12 protein-coding genes are annotated in these 15,291 nt (G+C 39.2%); 5 read left to right on the top strand and 7 right to left on the bottom strand.

Annotated features, from left to right (window positions below; translation table 11 throughout):
- Window positions 1–137: 137 nt before the first annotated feature.
- Complete coding sequence (locus B3394_RS12010) at window positions 138–770, top strand: 7-carboxy-7-deazaguanine synthase QueE (RefSeq protein WP_177732195.1); 633 nt, start codon at window positions 138–140, stop codon at window positions 768–770.
- A 39-nt stretch (window positions 771–809) separates the two neighbouring features.
- Window positions 810–1,217 carry a DUF2059 domain-containing protein gene (locus B3394_RS12005; RefSeq protein WP_286923274.1) on the top strand — a complete coding sequence of 136 codons (408 nt, stop codon included), beginning with the start codon at window positions 810–812 and terminating at the stop codon, window positions 1,215–1,217.
- 51 nt (window positions 1,218–1,268) lie between these two features.
- On the opposite strand, the gene B3394_RS12000 is transcribed toward B3394_RS12005, so the two are convergent.
- On the bottom strand, window positions 1,269–1,982 hold the full coding sequence (locus B3394_RS12000; RefSeq protein WP_286923270.1) for a class I SAM-dependent methyltransferase: 714 nt from the start codon (window positions 1,980–1,982) through the stop codon (window positions 1,269–1,271).
- Window positions 1,983–2,058: 76 nt separating this feature from the next.
- Here B3394_RS12000 and B3394_RS11995 point away from each other — a divergent pair, with 76 nt between their 5' ends.
- Entirely contained in the window at window positions 2,059–2,553 is a 495-nt protein-coding gene (locus B3394_RS11995) for a YkgJ family cysteine cluster protein (protein ID WP_177732203.1), read from the top strand.
- 1 nt (window position 2,554) lies between these two features.
- Window positions 2,555–2,962: a PH domain-containing protein gene (locus B3394_RS11990; RefSeq protein ID WP_273245646.1), complete on the top strand. Its 408-nt coding sequence runs from the start codon at window positions 2,555–2,557 to the stop codon at window positions 2,960–2,962.
- A 16-nt stretch (window positions 2,963–2,978) separates the two neighbouring features.
- Here B3394_RS11990 and B3394_RS11985 read toward each other — a convergent pair whose 3' ends face one another.
- From B3394_RS11985 to B3394_RS11960, 6 genes are all read right to left on the bottom strand, one after another.
- A complete protein-coding gene (locus B3394_RS11985; protein ID WP_273245648.1) occupies window positions 2,979–3,743 on the bottom strand; it encodes a LytR/AlgR family response regulator transcription factor in 765 nt (254 codons plus the stop codon).
- Between the two features lie 59 nt (window positions 3,744–3,802).
- Window positions 3,803–5,122, bottom strand: coding sequence for a RagB/SusD family nutrient uptake outer membrane protein (locus tag B3394_RS11980; protein ID WP_286923206.1), 1,320 nt, complete (start codon window positions 5,120–5,122; stop codon window positions 3,803–3,805).
- Window positions 5,123–5,134: 12 nt separating this feature from the next.
- A complete protein-coding gene (locus B3394_RS11975; protein WP_286923204.1) occupies window positions 5,135–8,476 on the bottom strand; it encodes a SusC/RagA family TonB-linked outer membrane protein in 3,342 nt (1,113 codons plus the stop codon).
- 14 nt (window positions 8,477–8,490) lie between these two features.
- Entirely contained in the window at window positions 8,491–11,082 is a 2,592-nt protein-coding gene (locus tag B3394_RS11970; protein ID WP_286923177.1) for a zinc-dependent metalloprotease, read from the bottom strand.
- Window positions 11,083–11,190: 108 nt separating this feature from the next.
- Entirely contained in the window at window positions 11,191–12,753 is a 1,563-nt protein-coding gene (locus tag B3394_RS11965) for a histidine kinase (protein ID WP_177732221.1), read from the bottom strand.
- A gap of 14 nt (window positions 12,754–12,767) precedes the next feature.
- Window positions 12,768–14,024 carry an exo-beta-N-acetylmuramidase NamZ family protein gene (locus tag B3394_RS11960; RefSeq protein ID WP_286923164.1) on the bottom strand — a complete coding sequence of 419 codons (1,257 nt, stop codon included), beginning with the start codon at window positions 14,022–14,024 and terminating at the stop codon, window positions 12,768–12,770.
- A gap of 5 nt (window positions 14,025–14,029) precedes the next feature.
- Here B3394_RS11960 and B3394_RS11955 point away from each other — a divergent pair, with 5 nt between their 5' ends.
- Window positions 14,030–15,271, top strand: coding sequence for an ABC transporter permease (locus tag B3394_RS11955; protein ID WP_286923158.1), 1,242 nt, complete (start codon window positions 14,030–14,032; stop codon window positions 15,269–15,271).
- Window positions 15,272–15,291 lie beyond the last annotated feature (20 nt).

Genomic DNA, 15,291 nt, shown 5'->3' with positions numbered 1-15,291 from the left:
TAACACTGTTACCGGGTTTTTTTATTTGAGAATGCCGGCCCGGATAATAAACTTTAGTTAATTATGGTTAAGCTTTTTAAGATTTCAAATTATAAAGTTTTCAAAATAACTATCTTTGCAGACTATTTTAGAAACACATGCTTAAAAAAGAAATTCAATTAGCGGTAGAAAGAGGCGAAATGTTGCCTTTAATGGAGGAATTTTACACCATTCAGGGTGAAGGCTATCATACCGGTACAGCGGCTTATTTTATACGGATAGGCGGTTGTGACGTAGGATGCCATTGGTGTGACGTAAAGGAAAGCTGGAATGCCGAACTGCATCCGCCAACAGCAACGGACCTGATTGTTGAGAATGCAAAAAAATATGCTGAAACCGTTGTTATAACAGGTGGAGAACCGTTAACGTGGGACATGACTACGTTAACCCGTAAATTAAAAGAAAAGAACCTTCGGGTACATATCGAAACCTCCGGAGCCTATCCTTTAACGGGAACCTGGGACTGGATTTGTTTGTCGCCAAAAAAGACAAAACTTCCTAAGGATGAAGTCTATGAAAATGCACATGAACTAAAAGTGATTATTCACAACAAACACGATTTTCTTTTTGCCGAAGAGCAGGCTGCTAAAGTAAACGGCAAGGCTATATTGTTCTTACAGCCGGAATGGAGTAAGAAAGAGGAAATGACACCGCTAATCGTGGATTACGTGATGAACAACCCCAAATGGCGCGTATCATTACAGACGCATAAATATTTGAATATTCCATAAAATAGTTTACTTTTATCCTGGTTAATTAACAAAATAACAATGAAAAAAATAGTATTAACATTTGCCTTTGTTTTAGCAACGCAAATAGGAATGGCCCAAACGAATGAGGCTTTCAAAAAAGATGTATTAAAAGTGATCGATGTTACCGGTTCTGCGGGACAAATGAAGCTTGTTAAGGATCAGATCATCAAAATGATCCCTAAAGAAAAACAAGCTGCTTTCCTGGTAGAATTTGAAGCAACTTTACCGTCGCTATACGATAAAATCGCAAATGTTTATATGCAGGAATATACTCACGATGATATCAAACAGATCTTGAAATTTTACGAAACTCCGATTGGTAAAAAAATGACTGAAAAAGCGGGTGTTATCGCAGAGAAAAACATGACAGCAAGCCAGGAGTGGGGAAGCTCATTACAAGGAATGATGATGAAATACATGCAATAAGCACTGTAGCAACAACAATAAAAAAAGCCTGAGATTTTCTCAGGCTTTTTGTTATAATTTAAGATGCGTCAGTCGTGCCAGGTATTCAAAATGCGGACCTTCTTTTATCAGTTTGCAATGCAGGCCGTTTGCATGTGCCGCATTTTGCAGCGTATTGTAGTCCACATAAACCCAGTCAAAAGGATCTTCCTTTTCACCCTTATAGCTAACATTAAAAAGTACTTCGCCATAATAATCCACATCGGATGGAATCCATTTTCCGCCGTCTTCATCTTCATCGAACATATAAATAATATCGGAACTGTCAATTAAAATCTGTCCATGTATGGATAATAAAGTTTTTAGTTTCTGAAGAAACGGAGCGATCCGGTTCAGCTTTCCGCAAATACCGGTTCCGTTCATCAGCAGCAGGATCGTATCGAACGGCGCAGCTGTAAGCGTCATCATGTCCTGGACAAAAGCGTTTTGAAGACCTCTTAACTTACAGGCTTCAACAGCGTTTTCCGAAATATCAATAGCCGTAACATCAAACCCTTTTTCCTGTAAATACAGGCTGTGGCTTCCGGCACCGCAGCCCACATCGAGAACCCTTCCTTTGGCAAGCTGCAGTGCTTTTTGCTCGATTTTCGGCATTTCTTTAAAACTGCGGAAAAGATAGGCAACACTCATACTGTCGGCTTCGGTAATTGAAGTTTCGGTAATGATGTCTTCCGGTGCGTTATGCGTCTGATAATCCAGTATTGCTTTTCCTATTAGGTCTTTCATTATTTAGTTTGTATCTTATATCGGTTATTTGTTTATTTGCTGCAGATTTATTGAATAACCTAGCTGCATATCCAAAATGGACAATCTTATAAAAAATCTTCCAAAGCTTGCCAAAGATAAGCATAACGAAAACAAAAAGTATTTCGATAAGCTGAAAAAGAAAACGCCCAAGAATCTGGATTATGTGATGCAGGAACTGCATGATGCCGAGTTTAAAAGAACGGATTGCCTGAAATGTGCCAATTGCTGTAAAACAACAGGACCTTTGTTTACAATTGCCGATGTGGAACGGATTGCCAAACATTTCCGGATGAAACCGCAGCAGTTTATAGAAAAATACCTCCGCATTGATGAGGACAACGATTATGTGCTGCAAAGTGTTCCCTGTACTTTTCTGGATCATGAAAATTATTGTATGATCTACGATGTGCGCCCAAAAGCCTGCCGGGAGTTTCCGCATACCGACAGGAAGAAATTCCAGCAGATAGCAAATCTTACTTTAAAGAATGTTGCCATCTGTCCGGCCGCGTATAATATAGTGGAAGAAATGAAGAAAAAAATGCCGCTTTAAGTTGAAAACATTCCGATCCAAAACCGATTCCGCAATCATTATGATTCTTGCCGCCTCTTTTATAGGTCCGGCAATACTGTTTATCAGTCAGAAGGATTGGAAAGGAGCATTGCTTATGTGTGCGGTGCTGGCGTTTATTGTTTACCTGTTCCTGGAAACGAAATACTACATTAAAGGGGATATTTTACAGGTAAAAGCAGGATTTTTGGTCAATAAGAAAATAAAGATCATGTCCATTCAATCGGTCATGAAAACCGATTCGGTATTAAGTGCGCCTGCAAATTCGATTACGGACAGGATTGAAATAAAATATGAAGACTCAAAAAGCGTTATTATTTCCCCAAAAGAAAAGGCAGCATTTGTTACGGAATTGCTGGCCGTGAATCCCGCTATTGTTGTGCAGTTATAAACGCAGACCGATTTATTTACCGGTCCAGCCACTTTTTAAAGTTGGCAATCTCATGTTTGCTGACCAATATCGGACTGCTGTCATTGATGGCGGCGGTAACTTTAATTTCTACTTTCTGGCTGGAATGGCGAATGACTTCTTTGATCGCCGAGATATGGAAAATGTATTTCCGGTTAACTTTAAAAAAGAACTCCGGATTGAGTTTGTTGATAACATCCTTGATGGTGTCACTGTACAAATAACTGTTGCCGTTTGAAGTGTAAATAAAAAGATGCTTTCCGGAACCCATAAAGCAATCAATATCGGAATCGTTTATTGAAATAAACTTATAACCGTGATTCACCAGAAAACGTTTCTGGTAGGAATCGGCGTTTTTGTTTTCGATGGTTGCCAGCGATTGTACCGTCTGATTCAGGTCGAAAGCGCTTTTCATCTTTTTGTATTTCGATATTGCGGCAAGCAGTTCCTGTTCTTCAAAAGGCTTGAGCAGGTAATCGATAGTAAAATGTTTGAAGACCTGTATGGCATAAGCATCATAAGCCGTAACAAAGATAATCGGACTCGGAATAGAAATTTCTTCAAAAATGTCCAGACTTTTGCCGTCACCCAGGTGAATGTCCATAAAAACCAGGTCGACAGTATGCTCTTTAAAGAAAGCAACCGCTTCTTTTACAGATTTTAAAATAGTTATTTTAGACACTGCAATGACGTCCTGTTTCTCCAAAATCGATTTGAGATAACCGGAAGCCAGATGCTCATCTTCTACAATAGCTACTTGCATTTTACTTTTTTATGTAAAAGTAAAAAAAAAGCCCGGTTTTAAAACCGGACTTCCTGAAATTATAAATTAGGGTTATTCAACTGCGCATTTCGTGGATAAGGCAGCGTATAACGCGGGTCATTCTGAATAAGCGTATAATCCTGTCCGTCTATCTGGTGAATGATCTGTTTCTGATTCATTCTTCTCAGATCAAACCAGCGATGCCCTTCTACGGCTAACTCACGTCTTCTTTCTTCAAAAAGGAAGTTGGTGAAATCCTGGGCAGACATGTTGTTCACCTGGGCACTCAACTGGGTATATCCGGCCGGCGTATATCTTTTCTGTAACAATGGCAATACCGTTGCTTTTGCTTCGGTAACGTTGTCCAGTCTTAACTGCGCTTCCACTTTGATTAAATACAACTCGGAAGTTCTGAAAGTACATTTCTGATCCTGCTCACCACCTTTTTTAAATTTGAAGCGGCTGCCCGATGCCTGGAAATACAACGGAAAACGAAGGTCATTCTGCTGGCTGAAAGCACCAATCAGATCTGCAGAAGCATAAGAAGCCGTTTTTAAAGTACTGATAAAAGCATCGTCTAAAGCCATTACCGATTCCACTCCGTTGAATTTGTTTGGTAACACAGCGGCACTGTTCAGGTCGGCAAGCTCACTTTTATAAGTCAGAGCCGTATTGGCAGCATCCAGTGCTTTTTGCCATTCGTTACGGTACAAACGCACTCTTGCTTCTAAAGCAAAAATGGAAGCTTTGGAAAAACGGTAGTTTAACCCTGTCGCCTGTGTAGACTGATTCAATAAATTCTTAGCCTGGTCGATATCGAAAAGGATCTGATTGTAAACATTGGCAACACTTTCCGGAATGAAATTCTGTTCCAGATCCACTTCCAAAGCCAAAGGCACACCTTTATCACTGCCAGATGTCGCTGCGTTGTATGGTTTCCCAAACAGGTTGATCAGGTCAAAATAGGTAAGGGCTCTTAAAGCATGTGCTTCACCGATTAGCTGGTTCTTTTCTGTTGAAGCCGGAACTTTTGCACTGGCTTCGTTAATCACAACATTCGTATAGAAAATAGTGTTGTACAGCTGTCCCCATTGAAATGTGGTTGTTGCCGGATCCGGGTTGGCATCTTTCCAGATATAGATGTCTCTGTAATAAACCAGCTGATCGTCAAATTCGTTCAAGGTCAGCTCGTCTGCGCGTAATGAAGCAAGCGATTTGTGTCTTGGAAAAGCATTATATCCGGTTGTCAGTACGGCACGGAAATCTTCCAGCGTTTCCGGAATCACTTTTCCTTCCGGTTTAATGTCCAGGAACTCATTACAGCCGGTCATTCCGATAGCAGCAGCAAACAGAACGATATATTTTGATATTTTTTTCATGATTCTCAATTTTTAAAAAGTTAAGTTTACACCCAATGTTATTGATCGTTGGATTGGCTGTGCATAAATGTTACCAAATGTTTCCGGATCAAAATAACCTTTGTAATCAGAACTAATAACGAAAAGATTTCTTCCCTCAACGCTGAATCGAACATTCTGAATGCTCATTTTTTCAGTTACCGCTTTCGGTAAGGAATACCCCAAACGAATACTGCTGATTCTCAAATAACTCATTTCTTCTACCCAGGTATCCAAAAGCGCATAAGTGTTAATTGGCGATGCGTTTGCAAACCACTGGTATGCCATCCAGGAATCTCCGGTACCGGATTGCTGACCTACGATTCCCGGTAAGTTAGAATTCGGGTTGGAAGGCGACCATGCATTTAAAATATCTGTGGTGAAGTTCTGACCTCTGTCCACTTGTGTTCCGTTGTATGGCGGTCTTTTAACAACCGTTTGTTTTAAATTAAAAGCTGTTGAAACCGTTAAATCGAAATCTTTAACCTTAAAGGTATTGATAAAACCTCCTGTAAATTTAGGATCCTGGTCACCCATATAGGTAAATAAATTTCTGAATTCCGATGCGCTTAAAGCAGACTGGGATAATTCTCCCGGTAGGAAATCGGCATACGGGTCAAACAATTTAAAGAAATTCACAGCGCTAACCACTTCACCATTGTTGTTTAAAAACTGTGGATAACCATTAGCATCGATTCCGGCAGTTTTCAAAGCGAAAACGGCATTAACCGGATAGCCTTCTCCTGATGGCAGGTAGCTGTTCGCTCTCACTTCTACACGGTCAATATTACTCTTGTTATGTGCAAAGTTAAAGTTGGTAGACCATTTGAAATTAGGATTATCAATGTTCTTAGTCGATAATGAAATCTCAAAACCTTTGTTCGTTACCTGAGCCCAGTTCATGTTTGTATATTCGAAACCGTTTTCAAGCGGTAAAGCACGGATACCTAATAAATCGGTACTCTTTCTGCCATATAGATCTGCCGCTACATTAATACGGTTTTTTAAAACACCTAAGTCCAGACCAAAGTTAACGTTTTCTGTTTTCTCCCAACGCAATTTGCTGTTTGGAGGACTGGTCACCACAATAGTCGGCTCCGATTGTCCCGGAAGAATACTGGTGTTGTTATAGTTTCCTACTACGAACGGAGAAGTACCTTTGTCTATATTTCCTTGTAAACCGTAAGAAGCACGAAGTCTTAAATTGCTAATTGTCGGAACATTGTCTTTTAAGAAGTTCTCTTCTGAAGCTAACCAGGAACCGGAAATAGACCATAACGGAAGGTATTTGTATTTAGGATCTACTCCGAATAGATCGGAACCGTCATATCGCACACTTCCGAAAACAGTATACTTTCTGTCGTAGGTATACGAAGCTGTTGCATAGAAAGAAGCAAAAGCATTCTCGTTTTTCGTTCTGTTGTACATTTTATAATCGGAACTGTTTGCTGTTTCCTGGTTCGGGAAAATTGGCTGAATAGTGTTTCCGGTTTTACGGTCATAACCAAATCCTCTGGTATAGATACTCGTATTATAGGTTCTTCTTAACTCATTACCCACAAGAAGGTCCAATTCGTGTTTTTCATTGAAAGTCTTGTTGTAGGTTAACTGTGTTTTTACGTTATACTGGAAAAAATCGGTATTCCAGTTTTGAATGATCCCGCCATCCGGTAAGAAATAGTAATAATTTCCATTGCTGTATCGTCTGGTTTTTTCTCTTTCCTTACGGGAGAAATATGTTTCTTTTCCGGCATATTTTTCGGTACCGGAATTATCCAGCTGTAAACCGATTTGAGAAGTCAGTTTTAAATCATTGGTGATTTTATACTCCAGATCAAAAATCGCTTTTAATGCTCTTGTTTTTAATTCATACGAAGTGTTTTCTCTTTCTTCCAGGAAGTTGAACGGAACATAACGATCCGAATATCCCTGGATATCTTTGTCATATACATAATTACCGTTGGCATCAATTGGCGATAAATACGGATTAGCACTACGGGAATAATTAGCAGGATTGGTAAAAGCATCCGTATCGGAAATATAGGAAGTGTTTTTACTCTGACTTCCGAATAAACCAACACCTACTTTAAACTTGTCTGATAATTCGTAATTGTTTTTTAACGTAAGGTTATATCTTTCAAAACCGGTTCCTATGGTCGCTCCTTTTTCGTCATAGTATCCTAATGAGAAATAGTAGTCTGATTTTTCACCACCACCGGAAATACTCAATCCGTATTGTTTGTTTACAGCTGTACGGTATAATAAATCGCCCCAGTTGGTTTGATTTTTACGCAAAGCGTTAATCGCCTGCTGTGTTCCCAGAGTCAATGCAGAGAATCCACCGGTTCTGTAAGCGCTTAATTCACCGGCACCGTTAAGAATACGGGAAATTTCACCGTTTCCGTCTCTGTAGGTTAAATCAGAACGTCCTGCCAAAGCCAGTTCGAAATCCACTTTCTGGTCGGCATTCATTAAATTTAACTTCGAAAAATCCGGTTTTTGCGTTACGAAGGTATTGGCAGTGAAATTCACAGCCATTCTTCCTTTTTTACCTTTTTTAGTGGTAATCACGATAACACCGTTAGCCGCTCTTGCACCATAAATTGCTGTTGCAGCGGCATCTTTTAAAATAGTAATATCTTTAATATCATCCGGATTTAAACCGGCAATAGAAAAGTTATTCAACTGGTCAATATTGTCTTTGTCATTAAATTTCGGAACGTCATTTCCTTCTAACGGAAGTCCGTCCAATACCCATAGCGGATCCTGCGGTCCGGAAAGAGAGGCAGTACCCCTGATCCTGATTTTTGCAGCACCACCCGGGGCACCATTTCCGGGAGTAACGGCTACACCGGCAACCTGACCCGCCAATAACTGGTCAACGCTGGCAACACCGGCTTGCTGAATGTTCTCCATGTCTACTTTAGTCAGGGCAGCTGTAAGTTTACGTTTCTCAATTTTCTGATAGCCCGTAACCACAACTTCCTGCAATTGATTCATGTCGGCTTTCAAAGAAACATTATAGTTACTTTGTGACGACAGGTCAATCAGATATGATTGGTAGCCAATAAAACTAACCCGAAGGCTTTTTACATCTTTGGAAATTTCCAATTTGAAATGACCATCCATATCGGTAACTGTTCCGACACCGGTACTCTGAATAATACCATTTTGTTCCGTTTTGTTGGAAATGGATTGGTTCTCAACATATACCGAAACACCCGGCATAGGTAACTTATCTTGGGAATCGGTTACCTTTCCGGTAACCGTCCTGGTTTCTTGGGCATGGCTAACATAGGAGAGGAGGATAGCCATTAAAAAAATTAGTTTTTTCATTTTTGTCAGTCAGTTTATAGTGGATTGTTTAGTGCTTTGTCAATACGATTAATTAAATCGGCATAATGATTTCGGGTTTCCTGGTTTCCGGTATTCTTCTTCAATCTTAACAGTTGCAGAATCTTGTTTAATTCCCCTTTCTTTTCGGATGTTACCTCGGTAACTCTTTTTAAAGAAGACTGGTTGATATTTCGCACCATTCGATCTTCATGAAGATGGTTACATAAGGTTGGCATACTCAGTGTTTTCGAAAACTGTAGCGATTTCTTGGCATCCGTTTTTTCAAACAGTTTGTTTGTGGAAACGATCAATACATCTACATAGTTCTTTTGTGTCATACGCTCCAGAATGGATAGTGATTTATTCTGAAGAGTAGCCCCGAAGATCTGCTGATGTACTTTACCAAACAAATTACTTACCGTGAACAATTTATCGTTACTGTTGTTTCGTTGATACAATTCGTTTTCAATCATACGAAGCAAACGCTCATCGCTGAAAAGATCATATAAAATACCATACTGCAATTCTCTCGACAGGGTATAAGGCGTATATTCATAAGGGCCAACCGGCGAATCTTTTAATGGATTGGTTTTGTCAAGTATTGAATTGAAAAACAACCATTCCGGAATTGTAATCACATTTCTAAGCAAATAATCGGTTGCTTTTCGCTGCATTGCTGCCGGAACCGGAATATAACTGGCCTTGTTGTCACCGTGTACTGTAGTGTTCAGATACACACCGCCAATATTGTTCAGTACATGACGGTTGTACAATTGCCATTGCCCGATAGTTCCGATATATAATTTCCCTGTTTCATAATATGACTCATCTTTGTCGTATGTCCAGGTCAGGATATTATTGACAACGCGTTTTAAATTCTTTAAACCGTATTCACTGGCTTTAACAGCGTCATTTCCTAAGTCTTCCGACTGAGAACGAGGGTCAATTATAGCCGCACCGTCCTGCTGTTCACCGTAAAAGTAAATAGGATCATGCTGATGTTTTGTGATTAAAGCGTTCAATTTTGTTTTTTCTTCCGTTTCATCTGGATACCATCGGTATCCCCATTCTATCGCATATTTGTCATATTCTCCAATTTTAGGAGTAATCGCTGTAACACCGTCTTCCGGTTGTGCCACATAGTTGTAACGGGCATAATCCATGATTGAAGGTGCTGTTCCGCCCATCTTTTCAGTAAACGCTTTGGAACGAAGTGAATCTACTTCAAACGCAAAAGAAGAGCCCATATTGTGTTTTAATCCAAAAGTATGCCCCACTTCATGCGAAGAAACAAAACGGATCGCTTCTCCCATGTGTTCATCACTAAATTTATTACCTCTGGCTTTCGGATCTATTGGTCCGGTCTGGATACGCATCCAGCTGTGCAAAGAGGTCATTACATTGTGCCACCAGATAATATCGGCTTCTAATATCTCACCGCTTCTCGGGTCTACTACAGACGGGCCCATTGCATTTGCTTTTGGTGAAGCGGCATAGGTAATTACCGAATAGCGCACATCATTTACATCAAAATCGGTATCGGCTTCGGTAGGTTCCTTAGCAATTACTGCGTTCTTGAATCCTGCTTTTTCAAAAGCGGCCTGCCAGTCATGTACCCCGTCAATAATATATTGTCTCCACTGTTTTGGGGTGGATGGGTCAATATAATACACTATCGGTTTTTTAGGTTCTACCAATTCCCCTTTCAGGTATTTTGCTTCATCTTCTTTTTTAGGTTCCAATCGCCAGCGGGTGATCAATTCCTTTTCAACCATGGCATGCTGGGTATCGTTAAAATACCAGTGCTTTTCTGTAAAATAACCGATGCGTTTGTCTAAAAAGCGGGATTGCATCGGAACCTTGTCCAACAATACAATATTGCTGGTAACACCTAAAGTTACGGATAAAGCAGGTCCGCCTTCGCTGATAGAGGTCGTTAATTGCGATTTTACCACCACATTGCCCGGAAAGGTCTTTACACTTTCTATATACGATAAATCAGACTTAACAGATCCGCCAAATCCAATCGAACTCAGTACATCGTTAAAACTCTTCTGCTTTCCGTCAAAGATCTTGTTTACTTTAATGACTACTGCTGTCGAATCACTGTTTTTGGTTTCAATGTCAAAAACCTCAATAATGGATTCCGAAAAATTGTTTTTTACCGATTCGGTTATCGCATCCGTTTCCGGTGAAGAAACTTTTGGCAGGAATGATTTCACCCATACTTTTTTGGCAACCGTATCTTTGTAAAAGGTAATTACTTTGTTTTCATAATTCATTCCTTTGTTTAATCCGGCTTCATTAACCTGCATCGGTACTTGCGATAATTTGTTTACCACAAGGAATTCTCTCCCCATTAAACTATCGGGAATTTCAAAATAAATATCGGTCTTGACCTGAATCGTATTAAAAAGCCCTTTTTTCAAAGTTCCTTTTTTTAATAATTCTGCGTAACCTTTTGTTTTTGTAATCGTAGTGTCTTTTGTCGTTTCTGATTTTGTATCTTTTTGCTTTTTCTTTTGGGAAAATGCGGCAACATTACTTAGTAAAAACAATAATATCAATACATATTTTGTGTTTGATATGAATGCCTTTTTGCTCATCTATGTTAAGTTTAGGTTAAATAATTATCGCGAAATTTAGAAGCTTTGGCGGCGATAAAAAAACAAAACGGAGTGAGTGGCTATTTTTTGAGAGTGAGTGCTCTTTTTTTAATCAATAAGAGGTAGGATACAAATGAAATTTCCGTTTTCTTCAAATGTTTTGAAGTCTTTTTTCGAATAATAATTATATATACTTTGTAAATATTTCAGCCCAAAATTATTACTTTGTTCAGGACTGGCCTTTTTTTGTAAATTATTGCTAATAATTACGCTGTCTTTTTTAATAATAATGCGGGTTTTTAAAGGCGATTCGATGGTCGCAGAATTGTGCTTTATCACATTTTCAATACAAATCTGAAGCGCCAGATACGGAATATCTTTAATCAGACCCGAATCTTCTTCAATTTCAATGGAAAACTGCAATTCTTCATTGAACCGCGTCATCTGTAGAAAGATATATTTCTCTATAAACGATAGCTCATCGCTCAACGGAACGATGTTTTCCTGTGGCGGATCGATAAGATAACGGTAAATTTTGGAAAGATTCAGCGTGAACTTTTTAGCGGTTTGCGCATTGACATCAATCAGCATATAGAGTGAATTCAGCGTGTTGAATAAAAAATGCGGATTGATCTGTTCCTTCAGCTGTTGCAGCTGGATCAGCGCCTTCTCTTTGGTAACCTTTTCGTTTTCCAGTAATAAATTGTTTTTGTCCTTGATCAGGGCTTCTTTTTCCAGATATTCCTTCCGGTTGGCACGATTGAACAGATAGAAAACAAAAACCAGGATAAATGTCGTGGTCAGGTAAATGGCCGAAGCATATTTTTTGACATTGTTTACATTCTCATCGGCAATCATTTTGGGGAAGTTAATACAGATGTACCAGTCGATACCCTCAAAATGAAGCGGTTTTACAAAGCGGATAACGTCCAGCTGCAGGTATTCCGACATGGCAATCTCCTCATTGTAGTCCGTTTTCCTTTTGAAAATAGTATCGGAAGGCTTCAGATTGGAAAAAGTAAAAATGTTTTTACCGTTCTTTTCAATATCCGGATGGAAAATGCAGGTGCCGTTTTTGTCAAACACAAAAGCATAGTTTGGCGCATTCTCATCTATCGTGGAAAAATACTGATGCAGCTTTTTTAAATCAACATCATAACCGTAACGGATGGCCGTTGTTTCGTCTTTTCTGATTTTAAAATAATTGCGCCAGATTAAAGTATCGCCCTTGCGGAGAATAAGACTGGTGTTTTCTTCCTTATTAATAGGATCGACCAGCAGATTGAGATTCTTCTCAAAAGATGTTTTTTGAGAAGAACTGTTGCTGTAAATTTTGCCGTTGTTAATCTGGAACCAATTGGAGATAACAACGGGATTGCTAAGCTGGATCGCATTTAAAACCGAAAGGTTGTTGGCCAGATTCTTGTCGGTACTGATTTTTAAAACCTGGTTGACATTCTTTTTCTGCTCCAGTAATCGCGAAAACTCCTGCTGGAAAACATCATATTTCTTTAAAAAACTTCTTTGTGCAATTTCCTGATTGGATCTTTCGGTGATTTTGGTGATCAGGTTGCTCAAAAAATAAATAGCAATCATGGTCATAACAATGACGCCAAGACTGGTTATTAAAAACGTTCTTCGGGAAATAGTATTTTTTAAAGGAAATCGCAAAGATAAATCAGTGTTTAGTTTTCATATATAAGATAAGGTGCTCTTGTTTTTTGAAAAGCAGTCAGCCCTTTTTCCCATGTTTTCCGGATCTCCGTTTCGCTCAGCCCGGATTCGATTTGCTGTTGTAACTTTTTAGTGCCGGCTAATTTACTAAAGAAACTGTTGAAAAAAGCTTTTTTATCGGTAGTTTCCTGATACGCCTTTATCAGCCACTTCAATTCTAAACGGGAAACGGGAGTAGCCTGCGACAGGTCTTCACCATAGCATAACTTTCCGTTGTAAGGCGGTTCTTTAGCACCGGTATTGGGCGATGGCGTAAAGCTGAAATCGGATTTCGGTAAAAACGGAGAACCGTAAAGCTGGAATTGTTTATCTGTTCCGCGGCCTACACTAACATTTGTTCCTTCAAAAAAACACAGGCTGGCATATAAATTTATCGACTGGTCATTCGGAAGATTCGGTGACGGTTTCACCGGAAGGCTGTAAGCCAGCGTTCTTTTGTAATTGGAGCATGGGATTATTTCCAGCGGACACTGAATCCCATTCTTTAACCACTTTTCCCCATTGATCATTTTGCCGTATTCCCCGATGGTCATACCGTGCAAAACCGGGATAGGGTGCATTCCTACAAAACTGGTAAACTCTTTCTCCAAAACGGGTCCGTCAACGATTTTACCATTCGGATTCGGTCTGTCCAGGATAATTAAAGGAATGTTTTCCTCTGCACAGGCTTCCATGATATAGTGTAACGAGGATATATAGGTGTAAAAACGCGCACCGACATCCTGTAAATCAAAAACCAGGACGTCAATATCTTTCAACTGTTCCGGTTTTGGTTTTTTGTTGCTGCCATATAGGGAGATGATCGGTAATCCGGTTTTGGTATCTTTACCGTCTTTGATTAATTCACCGGCATCGGCAGTGCCTCTGAAACCATGTTCGGGAGCAAATATTTTTTGAACATCAATTTTATTGACCAAAAGAAAATCAACCAGATGTACCGGTTGGGCTGTTTTCTTGCGGGAAGTATTATAATTTACAATACCGGTCTGATTGGTAACCACCCCGATTTTTTTGCCTTTTAACAACGGCTGGTATTTTTCAAAATTATCGGCACCGGTAAGTATTTCGTTCTTTTTTGAATCCGCTGCTGCAATACTGCTTGAAGTTGCTGTTTTTTCTTCTTTACTCTTAATGATAGAATTTCCACAGGAAACTGTCGCTAAAACCAAGAATAAAACTGTATTTTTGAAAACCGAATTTGATATCATAAGACTTGAGATTAGAATATTTTATAGCAAAAAGATTAATTACTACTAAAAACTATAAAAGTAGTATTTCTGCACCAATAATAAAAATTGCAATTGCAGCCATCGCGATCGGTATTGTGATGATGATTGTTTCCGTGGCGACCGGAGTAGGATTGCAACAAAAAATACGCCAGAAAATTGCCGCATTCAATGGACACGTTATTATTTCTAATTATGATAACAACCAATCCGAAGTGAGTGTGGAGCCCATTTCCATAAATCAGCCGTTTTATCCTAAGTTTAAAAATGTAGAAGGCATCAGCCATGTTCAGGCTACAGCTTCCAAAGCCGGGATTATCCGGACAGAAAATGCATTTGAAGGAATTGTATTTAAAGGAGTGGGGAAAGATTTTAGCTGGGATAAGCTGAAAGAATATATTATAGCGGGCAGGATCCCGAATTTAAAAGCCGGTTTGAATGCCGAAGTGATCATTTCGCAATATCTGGCAAACAGACTCCAGTTAAAATTAGGCGATAAATTCAATACGTTCTTTATGAAAGAGGACGGAGGGAATAACCAGATGCCGAATTTGCGCCGGTTTGAAATTGTCGGTATTTATAATTCCGGATTTCAGGAATTCGATGCCTCTTATGTATTGGGTGATATCCGCCATGTTCAACGAATCAATAAATGGAGTAAGGATGAAGTAGGAGAATTTGAAGTGTTTATTGATGACTTTTCAAAGATTAAAGAAAAAGGAGAAGAGATCTATTCCGAAATTCCGCCTACCTATAATAGTATGACTATCCAGGATAAGTACTTTAATATTTTTGAATGGCTGAAACTATTCGACTTTAATATCGTAGTTATCCTTATTATTATGATAGTAGTGGCAACCATTAATATGGTTGTGGCGCTATTGGTACTCATTTTGGAGCGTACGCAAATGATTGGTATTTTGAAATCGATAGGTGCCAACAATTGGATGATCCGGAAAATATTTCTTTACAATGCCTTATACCTTATTATAAGAGGACTGTTTTTTGGAAATGTTATCGGGATAGGTGTGTTGCTGATCCAGAAATATTTTGGAGTTGTCAAACTAAATCCGGAAAACTATTATGTTACCGAGGCACCGGTGGTTATTGATATACTATATATAGGTGCATTAAATGTGGGTACGATACTGGTGTGTCTGGTTGTTTTGCTGATTCCGTCCTATATTATTACCAAGATTTCGCCGGTAAAAGCAATCCGATTCGAATAATGACGGTCAAAAAGTAGTCA

Source organism: Flavobacterium sp. UBA4197 (genome assembly GCF_002379575.1).
In the GTDB taxonomy this organism is placed as follows: domain Bacteria; phylum Bacteroidota; class Bacteroidia; order Flavobacteriales; family Flavobacteriaceae; genus Flavobacterium; species Flavobacterium inviolabile.
This window is presented reverse-complemented; position numbering and strand designations above follow the sequence as displayed.

Coding starts and splice junctions, on each gene's coding strand:
- B3394_RS12005 (WP_286923274.1), top strand. CDS start 810: ATGAAAAAAATAGTATTAACATTTGCCTTTGTTTTAGCAACGCAAATA.
- B3394_RS11995 (WP_177732203.1), top strand. CDS start 2,059: ATGGACAATCTTATAAAAAATCTTCCAAAGCTTGCCAAAGATAAGCAT.
- B3394_RS11975 (WP_286923204.1), bottom strand. CDS start 8,476: ATGAAAAAACTAATTTTTTTAATGGCTATCCTCCTCTCCTATGTTAGC.
- B3394_RS11960 (WP_286923164.1), bottom strand. CDS start 14,024: ATGATATCAAATTCGGTTTTCAAAAATACAGTTTTATTCTTGGTTTTA.
- B3394_RS12000 (WP_286923270.1), bottom strand. CDS start 1,982: ATGAAAGACCTAATAGGAAAAGCAATACTGGATTATCAGACGCATAAC.
- B3394_RS12010 (WP_177732195.1), top strand. CDS start 138: ATGCTTAAAAAAGAAATTCAATTAGCGGTAGAAAGAGGCGAAATGTTG.
- B3394_RS11970 (WP_286923177.1), bottom strand. CDS start 11,082: ATGAGCAAAAAGGCATTCATATCAAACACAAAATATGTATTGATATTA.
- B3394_RS11985 (WP_273245648.1), bottom strand. CDS start 3,743: ATGCAAGTAGCTATTGTAGAAGATGAGCATCTGGCTTCCGGTTATCTC.
- B3394_RS11980 (WP_286923206.1), bottom strand. CDS start 5,122: ATGAAAAAAATATCAAAATATATCGTTCTGTTTGCTGCTGCTATCGGA.